Here is a 24,726-nt window from a genome sequence, read left to right as displayed (position 1 = left end):
CCGTCAGAGCGCCCAGGGGAGGGGGAGTTCGGAGGTGCCCCAGTACAGGGACTTCTGGCGCTGGTACGCGCGGATCGCGTCGCGCCCCTTCTCCGTACCGAGGCCGCTGTCCTTCCAGCCGCTGAACGGGGTGGCCGCGCTGAACTGCTTGTACGTGTTGATCCAGACGGTGCCGGCCTGGACCCGCCGGGCGATCCGTGCGGCGGCGCGGTGGTCGCGGGTCCAGATTCCGCAGGCCAGGCCGTAGACCGAGTCGTTGGCCTGGCGGACCAGGTCGTCCTCGTCGTCGTACGGGAGGGCGACGAGTACCGGGCCGAAGATCTCCTCCTGGCAGGTCCGCGAGGTGTTCGGCAGGCCGTCCAGCACGGTCGGCAGGTAGTAGGCGCCCCCGGCGTACTCCTCGCCCTCGGGCACCGCGCCGCCGCAGAGCACCCGGGCGCCCTCGGAGCGGGCGAGATCCACGTAGGCGGCGACCGAGTCCCGGTGGCGGTGGTGCACCAGAGGCCCCACCTGGGTCCGCGGATCGGTACCGGGTCCGACACGCAACTTGGCGACACGTTCGACCAGTTCACCGACGAAGGAGTCGTAGATCTCCCGGGCGACGAAGAGCCGCGAACCGGCGATGCAGGACTGGCCGCTGGACGAGAAGATCCCGAAAAGCACCCCGGCGAGGGCCTGTTCGACATCGGCATCGGCACGCACCACGGTCGGCGACTTCCCGCCGAGTTCGAGGGAGACCGGGATCAGTCTCTGGGCCGCGGCCTTCGCGATGGAGCGCCCTGTCTCCGTACCGCCGGTGAAGCCGATGCGGCCGACCAGCGGGTGACGTACGACCGCGTCCCCGACCACCCGGCCGCTGCCCGGCAGCACCGAGAGCAGCGCGGTGGGGAGTCCGGCCTCCTCCAGCGCCCGGGTGATCAGGCGGCCGAGCGCGAGGGAGACCAGCGGGGTCCAGCCCGCGGGCTTGAGCAGCACCGCGTTGCCCGCGGCGAGCGCCGGGGCGATCTTCTGGGCGTCGCTGGCGACGGGGGAGTTCCACGGGTTGACCGCCGCGACGACACCGATCGGCTCGTGCGTACTCACCGTGACGTACGGGCCCCGGGACGGGGTGACCGTGTCCTCGGCGGTCTCCAGCGCACCGGCCAGGTAGCGGAAGGTGCCGGCCGCGCTGAGGGCGAGGGCCCGCGTCTCGGCGAGGGTCTTCCCGGTGTCCGCCGTCTGGATCGCGGAGAGTTCACCGGCCGCCTCCTCGGTCAACTCCGCTATCCGGTGGAGGAGTCGGGCGCGCTCGTGGGGGAGCAGGTCCCGCCAGGCCGGGTCCTCCACCGCCACGGCGGCGGCCTCGGCCGCCTCGGCGACATCGGCGGCGGACGCGGAGACGACGGTGGCGAGGACCTGGCCGGTCGCCGGGTCCACGGTGGCGACGGGCTCGCCCGTGCCGGGCCGCCACACGCCCGCGACCAGGATGTCGGTGGAGAAGGGGGGCACGAAGAGACCTCCGGACGGCGGGATTTCGGATGGGTCCTGCGGACGCGATCCAGGTGCGAAGGCGCTCGGCGCACTCGGTCCACCTGGGGTGTCGAAGTGCTAGAAATCTAAGCGCTTAAATTTATTCGCGCAAGACCCCGCTCCCGGAACTTCTCGTTCCGGCTGCTCCGATCGCCTGTTCTGTCGAGATGTGAACGCCGGTGTTGTCGCGTTACGTTGAGATTACTAAGGGCTTAATCATTGACCGCTTAGGTACATCACCCTAGGGTCGCGGGAACTCCTGTCATCCGCGGAAGGACCCCCATGACGACTGTGGCCGGCAAGCAGGCCTCTGGTTCCATCTCCGCCCGGCTCGAACGGCTGCCGCACTCCCGCTGGCACGTCAAGGTCCGGTTCCTGATCGGCGCCGTCACCTTCTTCGAGGCGTTCGACCAGCTGCTGGCCGCGTCCGCGCTGCCGGTCCTCACGAAGCAGTGGCACCTGACCACCGGCCAGGCCACCTTCGCGGTGACCTCCGCCTCCGTCGGCATGCTGCTCGGGGCACTCGCGGCCGGCTGGCTGGGGGACCGGATCGGCCGGGTGCGCACCGTCGGCCTCGGCGTAGCCGTCACCGGCCTCGCCAGCCTCGCCGTCGCCCTCTCCGGCGGGATCGAGACCTTCTCGCTCTTCCGCTTCGTCCAGGGGCTCGGCATCGGGGGCGTGGTGCCCGTCGCCGCCACCTACATCAACGAGATCGCCCGCTCCGACAAGCGCGGCCGGTTCGTCCTGCTCTACGAGATGATCTTCCCCGCCGGCCTCGCCGCGGCGACCCTGATCGCCGTCTGGGTCGTGCCCCACCTCGGCTGGCGCGCCATGTTCGTCGGCGGCGCGCTGCCCGTGGTGATCGCCGCAGTCCTGCCCCGCCAGGTCGAGGAGTCACCGCGCTGGCTGCTGGCCCGGGGGCGTACCGAGGAGGCCGAGGCGGCCCTCGCGCGCATCGAGGCCGAGGTCGTCCGCTCCACCGCCGAATCGCTGCCCCGGGCCACCGATAGCACCACCGAGGACGTCACCGAGGGCCGGCTCGCCGACCTGTTCCGCGGCAGGTACCTGCGCCGCACGGCCGTGCTCTCGGGCCTGTGGTTCGTCGCCTACTACGTCAACCACGGCATCTCCACCTGGCTGCCGTCGCTCTACACCAAGGAATTCGGCCTGGACCTGACCACGGCTCTCGTCTACACCCTGGTCAGCAACGTCACCGGCCTGCTCGGCACCTTCGTCGTCGCGCTCCTCATCGACCGCGTCGGCCGCAGGCCCGCCCTGGTCGGCGCGCTCGTCGGCACGGTGCTGTCGCTCGGCGTCCTCGCCCTGGCCGGAGCGACCTCGGGCGGCCAGGTCGCCCTCTTCGCGTCCTGCACGACCTTCTTCCTCTACGCCATCAACGCGGCGCTCTACCTCTACTCGCCCGAGCTCTACCCCACCTCCAACCGGGCCAAGGGCGCGGCCTTCGGCGGCCTGTGGAACCGCGTCGGAGTCATCCTCGGCCCCATCACCGTCGGCGCGGTCATCGGCTCCGGCGGCGGCCTCCCCCTCGTCTTCGCCCAACTCGCCCTGGTCGCGGCGGTGGGCGCGGTGATCGCGTGGTTCGCGGTGGAGACGAAGGGGCGGACGCTGGAGGAGCTGAACGCGTGAAGCGGGCGGGGCCGGACCGCGGACCGGCCCCGGTCGGCCGTACCGCCGGGCCCGTGCGACGGCCCCGCCGTCGTCCCGACCGCCAAACCCGTGCGGCGGCTCCGTGATCACCCGTCCCCGCCCCCATCGTCTCAGCAGTAAGATTCTCGGCACCGTGATAAATCGGCACGAGCCGTACGAGGTGATGACGATGGCCGCACCGAGGCCTGGAGACCGCGACGCCGTCGCGAAGGTGATCGAGGACTGGGCCCGCGAGCGGCCCGAACTGGACACGAGCCCCCTGGAAGTCCTCGCACGCCTCCATCGCTCGTTCCTCCGCTACAGCACCCGCCTCACCGCCTCCATCGAGCGCCACGGTCTCTCCGTCGCCGGGTTCGACGTCCTGACCGCGCTGCGGCGTGCGGGCGCCCCTTATCGACTGACGGCGGGTCAGCTCGCCGATTCGGGGCTCGTCTCCTCCGCCGGGGTCACCCTGCGCATCGACCGCCTGGAGAAGGACGGGCTCATCGTGCGGGAGCGGGTCGCCGACGACCGTCGGGTGGTCTACTCCCGGCTCACGGAGAAGGGCCTCGCCACGGTCGACACCGTCTTCTCCGAGCACCTCGACAACGAGGACCGGATGCTCGCCGGGCTCTCCCCGGCCGAGCGGCGCCGGCTGGCCGTGCTGCTGCGGAAGCTGGAGATCTCGATCCTCGACTCCGACGAGGAGCCGGCGGAGGAGTCCGCCCGGTAGACACGGCGGTCCGGTGGGCCCCCGCCGACCGCACTCGCCCGGTAGACACGGCGGTCCGGCGCGCCCGGCCGACCGCACTCGCCCCGCCGCCCGACCGCACTCGCCCCGCTGCCCGACCGTGGTGGCGGGGCTTTCGTAGGTCCGCGAACGGGGCCGGATCCTCCGGTGGGGGTGGTACCGGTTCCTCGCGCCGACCTCTCGGCCAACAAATGTCCCCTCGGGACATTTGGGTATACGCTGAGGTCATGCAGGCAAGGGAGCCCCATTCCGGTACGGACGGTGTCGTCGAGGACCGCAGGCGTCACAGGACCCTGCGCACCCGCGAGGCGCTCGCCGAGGCCGCTGTCGACCTGCTCCTGGAACAGGGGCTGGCGGCGCTGGGTGTCGACGCGATCGCCGAGCGCGCACGGGTAACCCGGCGCACCTTCAGCCGGCACTTCTCCGGCAAGGAGGAAGCGGCTCTCTGGTTCACCCGCGCGGACGGCCTGCGGATCAATGAGCTGCTCCGCGTCCGGCCTCCGGCCGAGCCGCCGCTGGTCGCCTTCCGGGCGGCCGTGCTGGCCTGGCTGGAGGATCCCGCGCAGGCGGCCTGGCACAGCCGGCCGAAGGAGCGCGCGGTGTTCGCCCTGATCGACGACGAGCCGGCGCTGTTCGCCGCCTATCAGCGGATCAGGATCGACGCGCAGGCCGACTCGGTGCGCGTCCTGGCCGAACGGATGGGTGTCGACCCGGCCGCCGACCCGCTCCCCGGGGTCGTGGTCGCGGCGGGTGCCGGCGTACTGGCCGGGGCGCTGCACCGGTGGGCCGGGGACGTGGACAGCGGCCCCGAAGAGCTGGACCACCAGGTGCGCGAGGCGTTCGACCTGCTGATCGGTGAGGCGCTCGTCGCCCACCGGAGCGGTGCCGGTCGCGATTGCGCGCCGGACCCGGGCGGTCCGCCGGAAGGCTGACGCAAGACTTCCCGCGTCCCATTGCCGGGGCGCGGGGCGAAGAAAGAGGTACAGACATGACATTCCCGGTACTCGAAGGCAAGGTGGCCATCGTCACCGGCGCCGCCATGGGCATGGGCGCCGCCACCGCGATCCTGTTCGCCGAAGCCGGTGCCAAGGTGGTCGCGGCCGACCTGAACGAGGAGCGCGGCCGCGCGGTCGTCGCCGAGATCGAGGCGGCCGGCGGCACCGCCGTCTTCCACCAGGTGAACATCGCCGACAGCGCCCAGGTCAAGGGCATGGTCGACGCCACCGTGGCCGCGTTCGGCCGGCTCGACGTCGCCGTGAACAACGCCGCGCTGACCCCCGACGACAAGTTCACCGCGGAGTTCGACGAGGACTACTGGGACCGCCTGATGTCGGTCGACCTCAAGGGCACCGCGCTCTGCCTCAAGTACGAGCTCCAGCAGCTCATCGCGCAGGGCGATGGCGGCTCGATCGTCAACATCTCCTCGGTCAGCGGATTCCGCCCGCAGCCCGCCAACCCGGCCTACGTCGCCGCCAAGCACGGCGTGAACGGCCTGACCAAGACCGCCGCCATGGAGTACGGCGCGCAGAACATCCGCGTCAACGCGGTCGCGCCCGGTGCCATCGACACCCCGATGCTGCGCGGTGCCCTGGACCAGTTCGGCTTCACCGAGGAGGAGTACGCGCCGCAGCTCAGCCTGCTGAACCGCTTCGGCCAGCCCCGTGAGGTCGCCCAGGCCAGCCTGTGGCTCGCCTCCGACCAGGCGTCGTACGTCACCGGCTCGGTCATCCACGTGGACGCCGGCTACACCAGCCGCTGACCCCCGGGGGTCGGCCGCGCCGACGGCCGGCCCTCGCGGAGCAGGTGCGGTTCCCCGGACCGGAATGCCGGGAACCGCACCTGCCGGTCGTGCGGGTGACGGTGCGTGCGCAGCCAACTCCGTGCCACCGTCCGCGAATTCATCCGATGACCTCATGTCCCACCCCTTCTCCGCGATGCCGTGCGCCGCTACCATCGGGCTGCGTTTGGGAGCGCTCCCACCACCCGCATCGGCCCACTGCCACCCGTGTGGCGGTCCAGCTCGGAGAGGACTTTTCCGTGCGCTTGAGAGCCAGACCCTTTGCTGCCCTGCTGGCGGTGTTCGCCCTGTCAGCAGGCCTGTCGGGCATCGCCACCCCCTCGGTGGCGCAGCCCCGGACGTCGGGGACCGTCGCCGCCGCGGCGGAAGCATCCGATCTGTCGTCGGCCACCACCCTGGCGGCGGACTCGTACACCTGGAAGAACGTCCGCGTCGACGGCGGCGGTTTCGTCCCCGGGATCATCTTCAACCGGAGCGAGAAGAACCTCGCCTATGCCCGTACCGACATCGGCGGGGCCTACCGCTGGGACCAGTCGGGCAAGCAGTGGAAGCCGCTGCTCGACGCGGTGGACTGGGACCACTGGGGCTACACCGGTGTGGTGAGCCTCGCTTCCGACCCGGTCCAGCCGAACAACGTGTACGTCGCCGCCGGGACGTACACCAACGACTGGGACCCCAACAAGGGCGCGGTGCTGCGCTCCACCGACCGGGGCGCCACCTGGACGACGTCGGTGCTCCCCTTCAAGCTCGGCGGCAACATGCCCGGGCGCGGGATGGGTGAGCGGCTCGCCGTCGACCCGCACAAGAACTCGGTGCTCTACCTCGGCGCCCCGAGCGGCAACGGCCTCTGGCGGTCCACCGATTCGGGCGCCACCTGGTCGAAGGTCACCTCCTTCACCAACCCCGGGAACTACTCCCAGGACCCGACCGACACCAGCGGCTACGGCAACGACAACCAGGGCATCACCTGGGTGACGTTCGACGGGCGCGGCGGCACCTCGGGTACGGCGACGAAGAACATCTACGTCGGGGTGGCGGACAAGGACAACACCGTCTACCGCTCCACCGACGCGGGCGCCACCTGGACGCGGATCGCCGGACAGCCCACCGGCTACCTGGCACACAAGGGCGTCCTCGACGAGGGCACCGGCTACCTCTACCTCTCGCTGAGCGACACCGGCGGCCCGTACGACGGCGGCAAGGGGAAGATCGCCCGCTACGACACCGCCACCGGCACCTGGCTCGACGTCAGCCCGGTCGCGGAGGCCGACACCTACTACGGCTTCAGCGGCCTCACCGTGGACCGGCAGAAGCCCGGCACGCTGATGGCGACCGCCTACAGCTCCTGGTGGCCGGACACCCAGATCTTCCGGTCCACCGACAGCGGCGCGACCTGGACCACCGCCTGGGAGTACACGAGTTACCCCAACCGCTCCACCCGCTACACCCAGGACGTCTCCTCGGTGCCCTGGCTCACCTGGGGCGCCAACCCCTCGCCGCCCGAGACCAGTCCGAAGCTGGGCTGGATGACGGAGTCGCTGGAGATCGACCCGTTCGACTCCAACCGCATGATGTACGGGACCGGGGCCACGCTCTACGGCACCGAGAACCTCAAGAACTGGGACACCGGCAGCAAGTTCACGATCACGCCCATGGTGAAGGGGATCGAGGAGACGGCCGTCAACGACCTGGCCTCCCCGCCCTCCGGCGCCCCGCTGCTCAGCGCGCTGCTCGACGTCGGCGGCTTCCGGCACACGAACCTCGACGCCGTGCCCGCGATGATGTACACCTCGCCCAACTTCACCTCCTCCACCAGCCTCGACTTCGCCGAGGCGTCCCCCAACACCGTGGTGCGCGTCGGTGACGCGGACGCGGCCCCGCACGTCGCGTTCTCCACCGACAACGGCGCCAACTGGTTCGGCGGCACCGACCCCTCGGGCGTCACCGGCGGCGGCACGGTCGCGGCCGCGGCGGACGGCAGCTCCTTCGTGTGGAGCCCGGCGGGCACCGGGGTGTACCGCACCACCGGCTTCGGCTCTTCGTGGACGGCCTCCACCGGCATCCCGGCCGGCGCCACCGTGGAGTCGGACCGCAAGAACCCGAAGAAGTTCTACGGCTACAAGTCCGGTGTCTTCTACGTCTCCACCGACTCCGGCGCCACCTTCACCGCGAAGCCGTCCACCGGCCTCCCGGCCGAGGGCAACGTCCGCTTCAAGGCCGTCCCCGGCATCGAGGGCGACGTCTGGCTGGCCGGCGGCGCCACCACAGGTACGTACGGCCTGTGGCACTCCACCGACTCCGGCGCCACCTTCACCAAGCTGTCCAACGTGGCGCAGGCGGACTCCATCGGATTCGGCAAGGCGGCCCAAGGCGCCTCGTACCAGACCCTGTTCACCAGTGCGAAGATCGGCGGGGTGCGCGGCATCTTCCGGTCCACCGACGCGGGCGCGAGCTGGACCCGGATCAACGACGACGCGCACCAGTGGGGCTGGACCGGCGGCGCGATCACCGGTGACCCGCGGATCTTCGGCCGGGTGTACGTCTCCACCAACGGCCGCGGCATCCTCTACGGCGACTCCGCGGCGGGCGACACCGGCACCACCGACCCGGGCACCGACCCCGGTACGGACCCGGGTACGGACCCCGGGACCGATCCGGGTACGGACCCCGGGACCGACCCCGGCACCCCCGCCGGTGCGGCCTGCAAGGTGACGTACAAGATCACCAACCAGTGGTCCGGCGGCTTCCAGGGCGACGTCACCCTCACCAACACCGGCGACACGGCGATCGACGGCTGGAAACTCGCCTGGAGCTTCTCCAACGGGCAGCAGATCTCCCAGGCGTGGAACGCGACGGTCCAGCAGTCCGGCACCTCGGTGACGGCCACCGACGCCGGCTGGAACGGCAAGCTCGCGGTCGGATCCTCCGCGTCCTTCGGCTTCACCGGCAGCTGGACCGGGAGCAACGGCACGCCGAGCGCCTTCACGCTGGGAGGGAAGAGCTGCACCCTCGGCAGCTGAGGTGAGTGTCGCTTCCGCGCGTACCTCCGCGCGGAAGCGACGCTTTTCCCCGCTCCGAGTCGCGCCGGAGGGGCGTGACTGGTCTCGTACAGGTTCGTGGACCATACTGCCCGCCGTGGAGCAGAGCATAGAAGCGAAGACGAAGCCCGAGTTCGCCGCGGGAACCGACCCGGCGTACATTCCCGGCCTCACGGCCCCTGTTCCGGTGCGGACGGAGGGCGACGACGAGGCCGGCACGTCGGTGAACGCGGCGGCGGGCGCCGCCGGGGAGGCCGACATCCAGGACGCCGTGCCGACGGCGGAGCCCGTACCCTCCGACTCCGCCGAGGCGGACGCGGAGCCGGAGGACGCCACCGGCGGGCCCGACGCGGCCGGTACGGAGCCGACGGCGGACGCCGACTCGGCCGACTCGGCCGACACCGACGACGCCGACGCCGAGGTGTCCGGCACGCCGGCCTTCGAGATCAGCGACCGGCGCGGGTCCATCCGCGTGGACAGGGCGGGAATCCGGTTCACGCTCGATGACCAGGAGGCCGACTTCGACTGGTCCGAGGTCTCCGCGGTCGAGGTGAAGACGGCCGGCCTCGCCCGCCGGTTCACCCTCACCGTCCACGTCTCCTCGCGCCGCTGGTTCAACGCCGAGGTGGTCGCGGAGAGCCGGAAGCGGCTCAAGGAGTGGCCCGAGGAGCTCGACGTGGTCCTGGACGCCTACTTCGAGGAGTCGGAGGAGTCCTGACACGGAACGGCGAACGGGAACGCCTGATTCCACCACCAGGAGGGCCGGGAGGCCGTGGAAGCCACCCGGCCCCCCGTCATGCGCGGGTGCCGAATTCCCCGACGGGGTGCACGGCCCGCCCCGGGCGCGCGGCATAATCGCACCATGCCGATCACGGGTGGGGACATCGTCGACCTGGGCCAGGGACTGTACGTCTGGCTGCCGCCGGAGAGGGGCTGGGGGCTGGCCAACTGCGGCCTGCTCGCCTCGCCCAAGGGGGCGTTGTGGATCGACACCCCCTACGACCGGGCGCTGGCCGGGCAGTTCCTCGCGGCGAGTGAGGAACGGCTGCCCGAGGGCGTGTCGATCGACCGGGTGATCGTCACCCACGCCAACGGCGACCACTTCTGGGGCGCCGGGGTCGTACCGGACGCCGAGATCATCGTCACGCGCGGGGCCCGCGAGCACATCCACTTCGAGCCCACCCCCCAGCAGCAGCACTCCCTGATCGCCTCCGGCGACCCGGAGACACCACTCGGGTCGTATCTGGCCCGGCACTTCGGGCCCTTCGACTGGTCGGACACCGAACCCGTCGTGCCCACCACGTACTTCACCGGCGAGCTCGAACTGACCCTGGACGGCCACCCGATACGGATCACGGCGCTGCCGCCCGCCCACACCGCGGGCGACCTGATCGTCCATCTGCCGGACCACGAAACGGTGTTCACCGGAGACGTGATCTTCGGCTCCACGCCCGAGCGGCCGGGCGACCACCCGTGCCACTGGGCCGGTCCGCTCGCCCATGTGATCGAGGCGTGCGAACGCGTCCTGGCCACCGGCGCCAAGACGATCGTGCCGGGCCACGGGCCGCTGCTCGGCCCGGCCGGAGTCCGTGACCACATCGACTACCTCGGCCACGTGCGGACACGCGCCCACGCCTTCCACGCGGCCGGAATCCCCGCACCGGAGGCGGCCCGCCGGATCGTCGCCGAGGGCCGCCACCCCGACCTGGGCCTGCCCGAGCGGCTGGCCGTGACGGTCGGCACCGAGTACCGGCATCTGAACAACTCCGAGCAGACGGGCGTGTTCGAGGTGATGTTCGAAGTCGCCTCGCTGGCACAGGACATCGAGCGGGGACTGGTCGGACCGGCCCGCACCTGATCCCGAAGCCGCGCACCCGGTCGGACGACCGCCCCGGTCACGGCCGGGACCATCCGTCCCGGCCCCGGCCGGTCCGCCCCGCCGTACGCCCGCCCGGCCCGTCCGTCCGCCCGCGCGCAGGGCGACTGGATCGGCCCCGGCCTCTCCGGCTACGTTGATGCCGCGGCCAGAGCCGACCCGGTACGCGGCGGAGCCGATCCGGAGGATCGGATTCCCGGCCGTGTCGCTGGTGGGCCGAACGGGTGAGGAACGAGAGGATTGGCCGATGAACAGCGAGCGCAGCCGGCGCACCGTCGACCGGCACACGGACGAGGTGACCCTGTGAGCAGGTACGACAGGTACGACGCCACTGACGCACAGTGGGAGGGCCTGGCGCAGGTGGTACCGCTGCGGGGCCGCAACGAGTGGCCCTCCCGGGTCGACCACGGCGCGGTTCCGCAGGAGAGCGCCGAGGAGCAGCGCCGACTGGTGGTGCTGAGGGTCCAGGTCTTCTCCGACGCCCGCGAGGTGGCCGAGTACCTCGTCGCACAGGTCCCGGTCCTGCTGGACCTGACGGCGGCCGAGACGGACGTGGCCAAGCGCATTCTCGACTTCAGCAGCGGGGTCGTCTTCGGACTCGGCAGCGGCATGCACCGGGTGGACCGGAACGTCTTCCTCCTCGCGCCGATCGGCATGGAGGTGGAGGGGGTGACCCCGGCGGGCATCCCTCAATCGTAGGAAGCTCGTCCGGGCAAAACGGTTCGCCCGCCGAAGCCGTGCGTACGGTCCCGGCATGACCACCACAGCCCCTCCTCCGGGCGTCACCCGCGTCTGCCCGCCCCGCGCCGCTCCCGACGCCCCGGCCCGTCCCGTCCGCCCCGTCGTCACCGAACTGCGGCTGGCCGCCTTCGCCTCGCACTGGCGCCGAACCCTGCCGCTGGCGCCGCTGACCCTGCTCACCGGCCCCAGCGGCAGCGGTACCTCGTCCGCGCTGCGGGCCTACGAGGCGCTGGCCCGGCTCGGCGCGGGCGACGCGCTGGAGGAAGTGTTCCCCGACCCCGTCTCCTGCGTGCCCGAGCGCGCGGTGGCCGACGCCGAGGGCCGGCGCGGGTTCCGCATCGGCTGCACCGTGGACGGTCCGGCGGGGCCGGTCAGGCTCGACGTGGCGGTCCAGGCCGAACCCTCGCTGCGGATCGTGGGCGAGCGGCTCACGGCGGACGGCCAGACCCTGCTCAGCACCGCGCTCCGCGACCCGCGCCGCCCGACCGTGCAGGCCGCCTGGCACACGGCGGGCCAGGTGCCGGTGACCCGGGCCCCCCTCCCGGACGGCCGACTCGCCACGGCGCTGCTGCCGCTGCGGGTGGCCGGCACCACCGAGGGCCAGTTACGCGTACTCGCCGCCGCCGAGCAGGTGGTGGTGGGCCTGCACTCCGCCTTCCCCTGCGATCCGCTGCCCCGGGGGATGCGCGGACCGGCCCGCGCCGGGGAGGGGCGGCTCCGCCCCGGCTGCGACAACCTCGCCGCGGTGCTCGCCCGGACCCGTACGCAGTGCGCGCAGCGGCACGCCCGGCTGGTGGCCACCGCGGCGGCGGGGTGCGCGGGGCCGGTGACCGGGCTGACCACCCGGGACCTGGCGGACGGCACGGTGGAGGCCCTGGTGGGGCGCGGCGCCGGGCGCACCACCCCGATGGGGCGCCTCGGCGACGGCGAGCTCCGCTATCTCGCCCTCGCACTGGTCCTGCTGACGGGGCCCCACGTGCTGGAGGTGAACACCCCGGACGAGATCCCCTGGGCCATGCGTGCCCTCACCGTGCTGACCGACGGGTTCGACCGGGGGCTCGACGGGCGCCAGTCGGGCGAGTTGATCCGGCTCGCCGCCGGGATCTGCGCCGACGGGCACCTGCGGATGATCGGCACGGTGGGGGAGTCGGGCGCGGCACTGGCCGGCCGGGCCGAGGGCGCGACAGTGGTAGACCTGTCCGGGTGAACGAACTCGATGTGGCACAGCTCCAGCGGCGGCTCGCCGCCTTCGCCGAATCCAGAGAGTGGGGCCAGTTCCACACCCCCAAGAACCTGGCGGCGGCCCTCAGCGTGGAGGCCTCCGAACTGCTGGAGATCTTCCAGTGGCTGACACCGGAACAGGCCGGGGCCGTGATGAGTGACCCGGGGACGGCGCACCGGGTGGAGGACGAGGTGGCCGACGTCCTGGCCTATCTGCTCCAGTTCTGCGAGGTGCTGGGAGTGGATGCGCTGGCGGCGCTGTCGGCGAAGATCGACCGGAACGAGACCCGTTTTCCGGTGCCCGGGCGGTCCGAGGCCCCTGAGCATCACTCTTCGGAGTGATCGACTTATCCACAATCGTCTTCGTATCCACAGATTTCCGAATTCCTCTGTCCTTTCGGTACCGCCTCACTCACTGTGGGTAATGGACTGAGTGACCGGGTTTTCACAGTGACGGGGGATCGGATGGAAGCGGAACGGCTGGTCGAGATCGGACGGCGCGCGCTGGCGGAGAGCCGGGGCGCGGCGGACATCATGACCGAGGCATGGCAGGCCCAGGCGCTGGCGCGGGCCATCGGCGACCGGCTGGCCGTCGCCGGGCCCGCCGAGTTACGCGGTGACGCGCGTGGGCTCGGTGAGATCGGTGGGAGGGACTGGTCCGCGCCGGATTCGCCGGTGTACCTGCCCGGGCAGGCGCGTGCGGCCCGCCTCACGGAGGTGGCCGACGTGTCGCGCACCCTCGACGGGCTGGCGCTGCTTCTCGGCGAGGCGGGCATGGCGCTCGTCGGGGTCGCCTGCGACACCGGCGAGGACACCCTCTACTGGCAGTGCATCGAGGCGATAGACGCCGCCGACGAGTCGATGGACCGGGTGCGGGGCATGCTCGGCCGCCTCGCCGAACAGGCGCGGGAGCGGGCGAGGGAGCGGGACGGTCCGTACGGCGCGATCCGGGGATAGGGCCGCACGGTCGAAGTCGTGCCGGGCTCGCGGGCCCCTGGGCGGTGGCAGGTGGTGCCGCGCGGTGCCGGGGACAGCGACCCCGGCCCGGACGGCCTGTGCGGAGGCGGCGCGGACGGCCCGTGCGGAGGCGGCGCGGAGGGAGCCGCGCGAAGGGAGCAGGGCGGGAAGAGGCAGGATGGAACCATGGATCTGCGCATTTTCACCGAGCCCCAGCAAGGGGCGAGCTACGACACCCTGCTGACCGTCGCCAAGGCCACCGAGGACCTCGGGTTCGATGCCTTCTACCGCTCCGACCACTATCTCCGCATGGGGGCCGGTGACGGCCTGCCCGGCCCGACCGACGCCTGGATCACGCTGGCGGGCCTGGCCCGCGAGACCAAGCGCATCCGCCTCGGCACGCTGATGACGGCGGGGACCTTCCGCCTTCCCGGGGTGCTCGCCATCCAGGTCGCCCAGGTCGACCAGATGTCCGGCGGGCGGGTCGAGCTGGGACTGGGCGCGGGCTGGTTCGAGGAGGAGCACAAGGCGTACGGCATCCCCTTCCCGAAGGAGAAGTTCGGACGCCTGGAGGAGCAGCTCGCCATCATCACCGGTCTGTGGGCCACCGAGATCGGCAAGACCTTCAGCTACGACGGCACCTACTACCAGCTCACCGACTCGCCCGCGCTGCCCAAGCCGGCCCAGCCCAAGGTGCCGGTGCTGATCGGTGGACACGGCGCGGTCCGTACCCCGCGGCTGGCCGCGCGGTACGCGGACGAGTTCAACATCCCGTTCGCCTCGCTGGAGGACACGGAGAAGCAGTTCGGCCGGGTGCGGGAGGCCGCGAAGGCGGCCGGGCGCGGACCCGACGACCTGGTGTACTCCAACGCCCTCGTGGTCTGCGTCGGCAAGGACGACGCGGAGGTGGCCCGCCGGGCCGCCGCCATCGGCCGGGACGTGGAGGAGCTGAAGGCCAACGGCCTCGCCGGTTCGCCGGCCGAGGTGGTCGACAGGATCGGCCAGTTCGCGGCGGTCGGGTCCTCGCGGATCTACCTCCAGGTCCTCGACCTCGACGACCTGGACCACCTGGAACTGATCTCCTCGCAGGTCCAGTCGCAGCTGAGCAGCTGAGCCGATGAGCCGCTGAGCCGTAGGTAACGCGGAGGAGGAGAAGGAGTACCTGTGCGCCCCGTCCGGAGATCTCTCGCCGACGCCCTCGCCGAGGGCCCGGTGGTGCTCGACGGAGGGCTCTCCAACCAGTTGGAGGCCCAGGGGTGCGAGCTGTCGGACGCGCTGTGGTCGGCGAGGCTGCTGGCGGATGCGCCCGAGCAGATCGAAGCCGCGCACACCGCGTACGCACGGGCGGGCGCACAGGTACTCATCACCGCCAGCTACCAGGCGACGTTCGAGGGGTTCGCCCGCCGGGGGATCGGACACCGCCGGGTGCGGGAGCTGCTCGCGCGGAGCGTGGAGCTGGCCCGCCGCGCGGGCGACCGCCCGGGACGCGAGACCTGGGTGGCCGCCTCGGTCGGTCCGTACGGGGCGATGCTCGCGGACGGCAGCGAGTACCGGGGCGGGTACGGCCTCTCCGTCCAGGAGCTGGAGCGCTTCCACCGCCCCCGGGTGGAGGCGCTGGCCGCGGCCGGGCCCGACGTACTGGCGCTGGAGACGGTGCCGGACACGGACGAGGCGCGGGCGCTGCTCCGGGCGGTCGCCGGCACCGGAATCCCGGTGTGGCTCTCGTACACCGTCGCGGGCGGGCTGACCCGGGCGGGGCAGCCGCTGCGGGAGGCCTTCGCGGAGGCCGCCGGGAACGACCAGGTGATCGCGGTCGGGGTCAACTGCTGCGACCCCGCCGAGGCGGACGGCGCGGTCCGGTGCGCGGCGGAGGCGACCGGCAAGCCGGTGGTCGTCTACCCCAACAGCGGGGAGCGGTGGGACGCGCGGGCGCGGCGGTGGACGGGCGCGAGCACGTACGGCGGCGCGGAACGGGTACGCACCTGGACGCGGCACGGCGCACGGCTGGTCGGCGGCTGCTGCAGGGTCGGCCCGGAGCGGATCGCCGCGCTGGGCCACGCCCTGGACCACGCGCCGGAGACGGGTGGGGGCGCGGAAAATCCCTGGTGAGGAGGGCCCGGCCCGCCCATACTCGGACAGGTGTTCATGACGATCAGTACGACTGGAACCCCGGAACGCCCAGCGACCGACCTCGGTTTCCTGCTGCACAAGCATCCCGAGAAGGCGCAGACGTTCTCCACCTCGCACGGCACGGCGCACGTCTTCTACCCCGAGGCGTCCCCCGAGCGGTGCACGGCCGCGCTGCTGCTGGAGGTCGATCCGGTGGCGCTGGTCCGGCGCGGCAAGGGGAAGGGGCGGGGCGGAGCTCCCGACGCGGCGCTCGCGAGTTACGTCAACGACCGCCCGTACGCGGCCTCCTCGCTGATGTCGGTGGCCATGACGACCGTCTTCAAGTCGGCGCTGCGGGGCGACTGCCGCGCCATGCCCGACCGGGCCGCCGCACCGCTGCCGCTACGGATCGAGGTGCCCGCCCTGCCCGCGCGGGGCGGCGCCGAGCTGGTGGCGAAACTGTTCGGGCCGCTCGGCTGGGCACGGGTGGAGGCGGAGCCCGTACCGCTGGACGAACGGTTCCCCGAGTGGGGCGACTCCCGTTACGTACGGCTCGTACTGGAAGGGGAGTTGAAGCTCTCCGACGCGCTGCGTCAGCTCTACGTCCTGCTGCCGGTGCTCGACGACGCCAAGCACTACTGGGTGGCGCCGGACGAGGTGGACAAGCTGCTGCGGGCCGGTGAGGGATGGCTCGCCGCGCACCCGGAGCACCGGCTGATCACCAGCCGTTACCTCTCACGCCGCTGGGGGCTGACCCGCCAGGCCGAGCAGGCGCTCGAACTCGTACGCCTCGCGGAGTCCGACGACCTCGACGTGGAGAGCGTGGACAACGCGGTGGACGAGGCCACGGACACCCCGGAGCGGCCGGTGCCGCTCGCGCAGCAGCGGCGCGAGGCGATCCTGTCCGCGCTGCACGGTGCCGGGGCGGCACGGGTGCTCGACCTCGGCTGCGGGCAGGGGCAGTTGGTCCAGGCGCTGCTCAAGGACGTGCGGTTCACCGAGATCCTCGGGGTCGACGTGTCGATGCGCGCGCTCACCATCGCCGCGCGGCGGCTCAGGCTGGAGCGGATGGGCGAACGCCAGTCCCGCCGGGTCGCGTTGCTGCAGGGCTCCCTCACGTACACGGACAAGCGGCTGCGGGGATACGACGCGGCGGTGCTCAGCGAGGTCGTGGAGCACCTGGACCTGCCGAGGCTGCCCGCGCTGGAGTATGCGGTGTTCGGCTCGGCGCGCCCCCGGACGGTACTCGTCACCACGCCGAACGTCGAGTACAACGTGCGCTGGGAGACCCTCCCGGCGGGGCACGTCCGCCACGGTGACCACCGGTTCGAGTGGACCCGGGCCGAGTTCCGCGACTGGGCGGACGGCGTGGCGGACCGCTACGGCTACACGGTCGCGTTCACCCCCGTCGGCCCGGACGACCCCGAGGTGGGACCGCCCACCCAGATGGCGGTGTTCACGTCGGCCGAGAGCGGGGCCGCGAGCGACAGCGGCGAGAACAGGAACACGAAAGAGAGAGAGAAGGAGGCGAAGGCGGCATGACCACCCACGACGACAACACCGGCATCGACACCACCAGCGCCAACGCGGGGCCGCCGACAGCCAGGCCCCGGACCCTGCCGGTGCCCGACCTCTCCCTCGTCGTGCTGATCGGGGCCACCGGCTCCGGCAAGTCGACGTTCGCGCACCGCCACTTCAAGCCCACCGAGGTCGTCTCCTCGGACTTCTGCCGCGGCCTGGTGGCCGATGACGAGAACGACCAGAGTGCGAGCGCCGACGCCTTCGACCTGCTCCACTACATCGTCGGCAAGCGCCTCGAAGCGGGCCGGCTGACCGTCGTGGACGCCACCAACGTGCAGTCCGAGGCCCGCCGAAAGCTCGTCCAGCTGGCCAGGGAGTACGACGTGCTGCCGGTGGCCGTGGTCCTCGACCTGCCCGAGGAGGTCTGCCTGGCGCGCAACGCGAAGCGGCCCGACCGGTCGGACATGCCGCGCCACGTCGTCCAGCGCCACCGGCGCGAGCTGCGCCGTTCGCTGCGCGGTCTGGAGCGCGAGGGCTTCCGCAAGGTGCACGTGCTGCACAGCGAGGAGGAGACCGACCGGGCGACCGTCGAGCGCGAGCGCCGGTACAACGACCTGCGCCACCTCACCGGCCCCTTCGACATCATCGGCGACATCCACGGGTGCAGCGGTGAACTGGAGTCCCTGCTCACCGAGCTCGGTTACACGGACGGCAGCCACCCCGAGGGGCGGACCGCGGTCTTCGTCGGCGACCTCGTCGACCGGGGCCCGGACAGCCCCGGGGTGCTGCGCCGGGTGATGTCCATGGTCGCCTCGGGCGACGCGCTCTGCGTGCCCGGCAACCACGAGAACAAGCTCGGCCGCTACCTCAAGGGCCGCAAGGTCCAGCACACCCACGGCCTGGCCGAGACCATCGAGCAGCTGGAGCGCGAGGACGGCACCGACCCGGAGTTCCGCACGCGGGTGGCGGAGTTCGTCGCGGGGCTCGTCAGCCACTACGTGCTGGACGGCGGCGACCTGGTGGTGTGCCACGCCGGGCTGCCCGAGAAGTACCACGGCCGCACCTCCGGCCGGGTCCGCTCGCACGCCCTGTACGGCGACACCACCGGCGAGACCGACGAGTTCGGCCTGCCCGTGCGCTACCCGTGGGCCGAGGAGTACCGGGGCCGCGCGGCCGTCGTCTACGGCCACACCCCCGTCCCCACGGCCTCCTGGGTCAACAACACGCTCTGCCTGGACACCGGGGCCGTCTTCGGTGGCAAGCTGACCGCGCTGCGCTGGCCGGAGCGCGAGATCGTCGACGTACCCGCCGAGAAGGTCTGGTACGAGCCGGTCAGGCCGCTGGCGACCGAGGCGCCGGGCGGCAGGGAGGGCCGGCCGCTCGACCTCGGGGACGTCCACGGCCGCCGGATCGTGGAGACCCGCCACATGGGCCGGCTCTCGGTGCGCGAGGAGAACGCGGCCGCCGCGCTCGAAGTGATGAGCCGGTTCGCCGTCGACCCCAGGCTGCTGCCGTACCTCCCGCCGACCATGGCGCCGACCGCCACCTCCCACGAGGACGGGTACCTGGAGCACCCGGCCGAGGCCTTCGCGCAGTACCGGGCGGACGGCGTCACCACGGTCGTGTGCGAGGAGAAGCACATGGGTTCGCGCGCGGTCGCCCTGGTCTGCCGGGACGCCGCCGCCGCCCGTGAGCGGTTCGGTACGGACGGGCCGACCGGTGCGCTCTACACCCGTACCGGGCGGCCGTTCCTGGACGACGCGGAGCTCACCGGGACGCTCCTCGGCCGGATCGGGGCCGCCGTCACCGCGGCGGGGCTCTGGGAGGAGTGGGACACCGACTGGGTCCTGCTCGACGCGGAGCTGCTGCCCTGGTCGCTGAAGGCGGGCGGGCTGCTGCGCTCGCAGTACGCCGCCGTGGGCGCCGCCGCCGGTGCCGCCCTCCCGCCGGCGCTCGCCGCGCTGGAGGCCGCCGCGGGCCGGGGCGTCGACGTGGCCTCTCTCGCCGGGCGCCAGCGGGAGCGGGCCGGGGACGCCGCGGCGTTCACCGAGGCGTACCGGCGCTACTGCTGGAACACCGAGGGGCTGGACGGCGTGCGGCTCGCACCGTTCCAGGTCCTCGCGGTGCGGGGGCGTTCGCTCGCCGCCGAACCGCACGACGTGCAGCTCGGGTGGCTGGACCGGCTCGTCGAGCACGACCCGACCGGCCTGCTCCAGGTCACCCGCCGGCTCCTCGTCGACACCGGCGACGAGGCGTCCGTCCGCGCGGGCGTCGACTGGTGGCTGGAGATGACCGGAAGCGGCGGCGAGGGCATGGTCGTCAAGCCGCTCGGCGCCCTCGTCCGGGACGCCAAGGGGCGGCTCGTGCAGCCGGGGGTCAAGGTGCGCGGCCGGGAGTACCTCCGGATCATCTACGGACCCGAGTACACCCGCCCGGACAATCTGGAGCGGCTGCGCTCCCGCTTCCTCGGCCACAAGCGGTCGCTGGCGCTGCGGGAGTACGCGCTCGGTCTGGAAGCACTGGACCGGCTGGCCGACGGCGAGCCGCTCTGGCGGGTCCACGAGGCGGTCTTCGCGGTCCTCGCGCTGGAGTCGGAGCCGGTCGACCCCCGGCTGTAGCGGACCGGGGCCGTCGCGGCTGTGACGCACGCCCCGCGATCCGCGGACCGTTCGCGGGGTGAAGGGGGTGCCGCCCGGTGAGGATGAGGACATGGGATTCCATGTCGACTCCGAGGCCGGGCGGCTGCGCCGCGTCATCCTGCACCGCCCCGATCTGGAACTGAAGCGGCTCACCCCGAGCAACAAGGACGCGCTCCTCTTCGACGACGTGCTCTGGGTGCGCCGCGCCCGGCAGGAGCACGACGGCTTCGCCGACCTGCTGCGCGACCGGGGCGTCGAGGTCCACCTCTTCGGCGACCTGCTCCGGGAGGCCCTGGGCGTCCCGGTGGCCCGCCGGCTGGTGCTGGACCGGGTCTTCGACGAGAAGGAGTACGGCCCGCTGGCCACCGAGCACCTGCGGGCGGCGTTCGAGGAGCTGACCCCGGCGGAACTGGCCGAGGCGCTGGTCGGCGGGATGACCAAGCGGGAGTTCCTGGACCGGCACGCCGAGCCGGTCTCGGTCCGCTTCCACGTCATGGAGCCGGACGACTTCCTGCTCGGCCCGCTGCCCAACCACCTCTTCACCCGGGACACCTCCGCCTGGATCTACGACGGGGTCTCCATCAACGCGATGCGCTGGCCCGCCCGGCAGCGCGAGACCGTCCACTTCGAGGCGATCTACCGCCACCACCCGCTCTTCACCGGCCCCGACGCGGGCGTCTTCCACCACTGGTCGCAGGGTCAGCACGACTATCCGTCGACCATCGAGGGCGGGGACGTGCTGGTGATCGGCCGGGGCGCGGTGCTCGTCGGGATGAGCGAGCGCACCACCCCGCAGGCGGTCGAGATGCTGGCGCGCGGGCTCTTCGACGCCGGTTCCGCGCACACGATCGTGGCGCTGGACATGCCGAAGCGGCGGGCGTTCATGCACCTGGACACCGTGATGACGATGGTCGACGGCGACACCTTCACCCAGTACGCCGGACTCGGCATGCTCCGCTCGTACACCATCGAGCCGGGCGACGGTCCCCGTGAACTGAAGGTCACCGACCATCCGCCCGAGCACATGCACCGGGCCGTCGCCGCCGCCCTCGGCCTGGACACGATCCGCGTCCTCACCGCCACCCAGGACGTCCACGCCGCCGAGCGCGAACAGTGGGACGACGGCTGCAACGTACTGGCCATCGAGCCCGGGGTGGTCGTCGCCTACGAGCGCAACGCCACCACCAACACCCATCTGCGCAAGCAGGGAATCGAGGTGCTGGAGATCCCGGGCAGCGAGCTGGGGCGGGGCCGGGGCGGCCCCCGGTGCATGAGCTGCCCGGTCGTACGCGATCCGGTGTAGCGCCGCCGCCCGGCGATGTCCCGAGGAGCCGAGCCCACCCACAACTCTGTATAGCGATGCATTGTCTCGTATACACTTCCAGAGTTACGGTACGCCGAAGATCCCCGTCCGACCCAGGAGCAAGAACCATGGCCATAGACCTCGCAGGCCGTCACTTCCTCAAGGAGCTCGACTTCACCGCCGAGGAGTTCCTCGGGCTGGTCGAGCTGGCCGCGGAGCTGAAGGCGGCCAAGAAGTCGGGGAGCGAGGTCCAGCGGCTGCGCGGCAAGAACATCGCGCTGATCTTCGAGAAGACGTCGACCCGCACCCGCTGCGCCTTCGAGGTCGCCGCCGCGGACCAGGGCGCCTCCACCACGTACCTGGACCCCTCCGGTTCGCAGATGGGGCACAAGGAGTCCGTACGGGACACGGCGCGGGTGCTCGGCCGGATGTTCGACGGCATCGAGTTCCGGGGCGACAGCCAGCAGGCGGTCGAGGAGCTCGCCGCCTACGCCGGTGTCCCGGTCTTCAACGGCCTCACCGACGACTGGCACCCCACCCAGATGCTGGCCGACGTCCTCACCATGGTCGAGCACACCGCCAAGGACATCCGCGACGGCGGTTTCGCCTTCGCCTACCTCGGTGACGCCCGCTTCAACATGGGCAACTCCTACCTGATCACCGGTGCGCTGCTCGGCCTGGACGTGCGGATCGTGGCGCCCGAGGCGTACTGGCCGCACCAGGACATAGTGGCGCGGGCCCGTGAACTGGCCGCCGGCAGCGGCGCGAAGATCACCCTCACCGAGGACATCGCCGAGGGCGTGGCCGGCAGCGACTTCATCGCCACCGACGTCTGGGTCTCCATGGGCGAGCCCAAGGAGGTCTGGGCCGAGCGCATCGCCGCCCTCTCCCCGTACACCGTGACCATGGACGTGCTGCGCGCCACCGGCAACCCCGGGGTGAAGTTCCTGCACTGCCTGCCCGCCTTCCACGACCTCGGCACCGCGGTCGGCCGGGAGATCCACGCCGTGCACGGGATGACCGAGCTGGAGGTCACCGACGAGGTCTTCGAGTCCGCCCACTCGGTGGTCTTCGACGAGGCGGAGAACCGGATGCACACCATCAAGGCGATCCTCGTCGCCACGCTCGCGGGCGCCTGAGCGGAAGGTCCGCGGGCGTGTGAGCGGAGCGCTCGCGGTGCCCGAGGGCTGCGCTCGCGGTGTCCCGAATGCATGGTGATGCATCCAATTGGGTGAACATGCGCGTCGGCGGCTACCATGATTCGTCTCGTTGGGGTCCGAGCTTGCAGGCTCGGGCCCCATTGCCATGTACGGCACCGCCCCCACGGCGTGCCGCGCCCCCCACGGCGCACCGTGCGTGGTCCCCCCACCGCACCACCAGAGAAGAGAAACGCCGCATGAGCGCGCAGCGCACGATCCGGCCGGGCCCACCCAGCTCCGGCCCGCGCCGCAAGAGCCCCGAACAACTGGTCGCCGAGTCCGGTGCGGACCTTGAGGGGCACGGCCTCAAGCGGACCATGGGCCTGTTCCAGCTGGTCTGTTTCGGCGTCGGCGCGGTCGTCGGCACCGGTATCTTCGTCGGGCTCTCGGACAGCGTCTCGGAGGCCGGCCCCGCGGTCGTGATCTCGTTCGTGCTGGCGGCGATCACCTGCATCTTCACGGCGTTCTCCTTCGCCGAGCTGGGCGGCGCGATCCCCGTCTCCGGCAGCTCCTACTCCTTCGCCTACGCCACCTTCGGCGAGCGCACCGCGTTCCTCGTCGGCGGCTGCCTGCTGCTGGAGTACGGCGTCTCGGTCTCCGCGGTCGCGGTGGGCTGGAGCCAGTACGTCAACGAACTGCTGCACAGCCTCTTCGGGGTGCAGCTGCCCGAGGCGCTCTCCGGCGGCCCCGCCGACGGCGGTGTCGTCAACCTGCCGGCCGTCCTGGTGATCGCCATGGCCGCCGCGCTCCTCGTGCGCGGAGTCCGGGAGAGCGCGAGCGCGACCGCCGCGATGGTGGTCCTCAAGATCTCCATCCTGATCGCGTTCTGCGCCATCGCCTTCACCGCGTACAGCCACGACAACCTGTCGCCGTTCGCGGGCAGCGGCCTCTCCGGGATCACGTCCGGGGCCTCGCTGGCCTTCTTCTCGTACATCGGCTTCGACGCGATCACCACGGCCGGCGAAGAGGTCAAGAACCCCCGGCGGAACATCCCCGTCGCGATCATGATCTGCCTCGGCCTGGTCACGCTGCTCTACTGCGCGGTCGCCGTCGCCGCCATCGGGGCGCTCGGCCCGGAGAAGGTCGCCGACACGCCCGCCGCGCTCTCGGCCGTGGTCAACCAGGTCACCGACTCCACCGTGGGCGGCGGCATCGTCGCGTTCGGCGCGGTCGTCGCCATCGCCTCCGTGGTGCTGGCCGTGATGTACGGCCAGACCCGCATCCTCATGTCGATGGCCCGGGACGGACTGGTGCCGAGGATCTTCGAACGGGTCTCACCGAAGACCCATACCCCGGTCGCCAACACCTGGATCGTCGCCGCCGTCTTCGCGGTCCCGGCCGCCTTCTCCTCGCTCGACGCGGTGGTGAACCTGACCACCATCGGCACCCTGGGCGCGATGGCCGTCGTCAACCTCGCCGTCATCCAGCTGCGCCGCCGCGACCCCGGACTGAAGCGCTCCTTCCGGGTGCCGCTCTACCCGGTCAGCCCGATCCTGGGCGTGGCGTTCTGCGTGTACCTGATGTACGGGACCGGCTGGGAGGCATGGACCGAGTTCGCGGCCTTCCTGGTCGCGGGCTCCCTGCTGTACTCCTTCTACAGCCGGAGCCGCTCGCGCCTGGTCAGCTCCGAGGAGTCGGACCGGCCTGGGCAGGCACCACCGGCAGCGTGAACCAGACCGCCTTGCCGTGCTCCGTGGTGCGGTGACCGCAGGCGGAGCTGAGGGTACGGATGAGCAGCAGGCCACGCCCGTGCTCCTGCCACGGGTCCGGCATGGTGTCCGGGCCCGCGGCGGCCAGTCCGCCCGGCGGCTCGGGGTCGCGGTCGTGGACCTCCACCTGGCAGCCGGTCGGCAGCATCTCCACCACCAGCTCGATCGGCTCGTCGCTGTCGGTGTGCTCGACGGCGTTGGTGACCAGCTCGGCGGTGAGCAGCTCGGCGGTGTCACTGTCCGGGGGCGCTTCGATGTCGTTGAGCGCGCTGCGGACGAGGGCGCGGGCGATCGGCACGGCCGCGGTCGTGTGCGGCAGCTCGATGCGCCAGGAGGCGGGTGCGGGATCGACGGGCGGCAAGACGTCTTCCGTTCGGGTCGCGGGATTCCTTGCGCGGAAGCCGTCGGGTGACAGAGGGACCGTCGTGTGGTGCGCGCGGCCGTCCACGTCGGGATGGCTTCCGTGTTCCAACCTACGGATCGGGACGTCCATGTACAGGGGCCACCCGACCGGTATGAAAAGGACTTTCGGGCCACACTCTCACGAACCGCCCGACCCGTGGCTGTGAGGACAGTCACTCTACGCGGCACCGGGTGGTGCCCGTACCACCCTGTGCGGTCGGAAGAGCGCGAGCCCGGCGGGCCCGGACGCGGGACGGGGCCCGGTCGTCCGTGCGGACGGCCGGGCCCCGTCGGGGTGCCGGGTGG

At 71.9% G+C, this 24,726-nt stretch carries 20 protein-coding genes; 18 read left to right on the top strand and 2 right to left on the bottom strand.

Going from position 1 to position 24,726, the window contains the following annotated elements; all coding sequences use genetic code 11:
* Positions 1-3: 3 nt before the first annotated feature.
* Positions 4-1,488 (bottom strand): aldehyde dehydrogenase family protein, encoded by a 1,485-nt coding sequence (locus tag ACWCWD_RS15330; RefSeq protein ID WP_450773166.1) that lies wholly within the window; start codon positions 1,486-1,488, stop codon positions 4-6.
* 303 nt (positions 1,489-1,791) lie between these two features.
* On the opposite strand from ACWCWD_RS15330, the gene ACWCWD_RS15325 reads away from it, so the two are divergent.
* The 18 genes from ACWCWD_RS15325 to ACWCWD_RS15240 all read left to right on the top strand — a co-directional run bounded on the left by ACWCWD_RS15325 (position 1,792) and on the right by ACWCWD_RS15240 (position 23,979).
* Positions 1,792-3,156 (top strand): MFS transporter, encoded by a 1,365-nt coding sequence (locus ACWCWD_RS15325; RefSeq protein WP_450773164.1) that lies wholly within the window; start codon positions 1,792-1,794, stop codon positions 3,154-3,156.
* A gap of 184 nt (positions 3,157-3,340) precedes the next feature.
* Positions 3,341-3,889, top strand: coding sequence for a MarR family winged helix-turn-helix transcriptional regulator (locus tag ACWCWD_RS15320; protein ID WP_450773402.1), 549 nt, complete (start codon positions 3,341-3,343; stop codon positions 3,887-3,889).
* 245 nt (positions 3,890-4,134) lie between these two features.
* Positions 4,135-4,839, top strand: a complete 705-nt coding sequence (locus tag ACWCWD_RS15315) for a TetR/AcrR family transcriptional regulator (protein WP_450773162.1) — start codon at positions 4,135-4,137, stop codon at positions 4,837-4,839.
* A 56-nt stretch (positions 4,840-4,895) separates the two neighbouring features.
* Complete coding sequence (locus tag ACWCWD_RS15310; protein WP_450773160.1) at positions 4,896-5,666, top strand: SDR family NAD(P)-dependent oxidoreductase; 771 nt, start codon at positions 4,896-4,898, stop codon at positions 5,664-5,666.
* Positions 5,667-5,944: 278 nt separating this feature from the next.
* Positions 5,945-8,725 (top strand): cellulose binding domain-containing protein, encoded by a 2,781-nt coding sequence (locus ACWCWD_RS15305; protein WP_450773158.1) that lies wholly within the window; start codon positions 5,945-5,947, stop codon positions 8,723-8,725.
* Between the two features lie 115 nt (positions 8,726-8,840).
* On the top strand, positions 8,841-9,461 hold the full coding sequence (locus tag ACWCWD_RS15300) for a hypothetical protein (RefSeq protein ID WP_450773156.1): 621 nt from the start codon (positions 8,841-8,843) through the stop codon (positions 9,459-9,461).
* A gap of 144 nt (positions 9,462-9,605) precedes the next feature.
* Positions 9,606-10,601 carry an MBL fold metallo-hydrolase gene (locus ACWCWD_RS15295; protein ID WP_450773154.1) on the top strand — a complete coding sequence of 332 codons (996 nt, stop codon included), beginning with the start codon at positions 9,606-9,608 and terminating at the stop codon, positions 10,599-10,601.
* 321 nt (positions 10,602-10,922) lie between these two features.
* Complete coding sequence (locus ACWCWD_RS15290) at positions 10,923-11,318, top strand: cell division protein SepF (protein WP_450773152.1); 396 nt, start codon at positions 10,923-10,925, stop codon at positions 11,316-11,318.
* A gap of 55 nt (positions 11,319-11,373) precedes the next feature.
* The gene (locus ACWCWD_RS15285; RefSeq protein WP_450773150.1) at positions 11,374-12,567 is read left to right on the top strand and encodes an ATP-binding protein; all 1,194 of its coding nucleotides are present in this window, start codon (positions 11,374-11,376) and stop codon (positions 12,565-12,567) included.
* Complete coding sequence (locus tag ACWCWD_RS15280) at positions 12,564-12,923, top strand: nucleotide pyrophosphohydrolase (RefSeq protein ID WP_450773148.1); 360 nt, start codon at positions 12,564-12,566, stop codon at positions 12,921-12,923. The genes ACWCWD_RS15285 and ACWCWD_RS15280 overlap by 4 nt, the downstream gene beginning before the upstream one ends.
* Positions 12,924-13,046: 123 nt before the next feature.
* Positions 13,047-13,538 carry a DUF6099 family protein gene (locus ACWCWD_RS15275; RefSeq protein WP_450773146.1) on the top strand — a complete coding sequence of 164 codons (492 nt, stop codon included), beginning with the start codon at positions 13,047-13,049 and terminating at the stop codon, positions 13,536-13,538.
* Positions 13,539-13,724: 186 nt separating this feature from the next.
* Positions 13,725-14,651 carry an LLM class F420-dependent oxidoreductase gene (locus tag ACWCWD_RS15270; RefSeq protein WP_450773144.1) on the top strand — a complete coding sequence of 309 codons (927 nt, stop codon included), beginning with the start codon at positions 13,725-13,727 and terminating at the stop codon, positions 14,649-14,651.
* Between the two features lie 51 nt (positions 14,652-14,702).
* Positions 14,703-15,647: a homocysteine S-methyltransferase gene (mmuM, locus tag ACWCWD_RS15265; protein WP_450773142.1), complete on the top strand. Its 945-nt coding sequence runs from the start codon at positions 14,703-14,705 to the stop codon at positions 15,645-15,647.
* A gap of 30 nt (positions 15,648-15,677) precedes the next feature.
* Positions 15,678-17,189, top strand: a complete 1,512-nt coding sequence (locus ACWCWD_RS15260; protein WP_450773140.1) for a 3' terminal RNA ribose 2'-O-methyltransferase Hen1 — start codon at positions 15,678-15,680, stop codon at positions 17,187-17,189.
* On the top strand, positions 17,186-19,786 hold the full coding sequence (locus tag ACWCWD_RS15255; RefSeq protein ID WP_450773138.1) for a polynucleotide kinase-phosphatase: 2,601 nt from the start codon (positions 17,186-17,188) through the stop codon (positions 19,784-19,786). Before ACWCWD_RS15260 ends, ACWCWD_RS15255 begins: the two co-directional genes overlap by 4 nt.
* Before the next feature lie 91 nt (positions 19,787-19,877).
* The gene (locus ACWCWD_RS15250) at positions 19,878-21,110 is read left to right on the top strand and encodes an arginine deiminase (protein WP_450773136.1); all 1,233 of its coding nucleotides are present in this window, start codon (positions 19,878-19,880) and stop codon (positions 21,108-21,110) included.
* 128 nt (positions 21,111-21,238) lie between these two features.
* Entirely contained in the window at positions 21,239-22,249 is a 1,011-nt protein-coding gene (argF, locus tag ACWCWD_RS15245) for an ornithine carbamoyltransferase (RefSeq protein WP_450773134.1), read from the top strand.
* 257 nt (positions 22,250-22,506) lie between these two features.
* Positions 22,507-23,979 carry an APC family permease gene (locus ACWCWD_RS15240; RefSeq protein WP_450773132.1) on the top strand — a complete coding sequence of 491 codons (1,473 nt, stop codon included), beginning with the start codon at positions 22,507-22,509 and terminating at the stop codon, positions 23,977-23,979.
* Here the strand turns inward: ACWCWD_RS15240 and ACWCWD_RS15235 are convergent.
* The gene (locus ACWCWD_RS15235) at positions 23,930-24,379 is read right to left on the bottom strand and encodes an ATP-binding protein (RefSeq protein WP_450773131.1); all 450 of its coding nucleotides are present in this window, start codon (positions 24,377-24,379) and stop codon (positions 23,930-23,932) included. The genes ACWCWD_RS15240 and ACWCWD_RS15235 overlap by 50 nt on opposite strands.
* Positions 24,380-24,726: the final 347 nt, after the last annotated feature.

The sequence above is a fragment of the Streptomyces sp. NPDC001493 genome (assembly GCF_053597235.1).
This window is presented reverse-complemented; position numbering and strand designations above follow the sequence as displayed.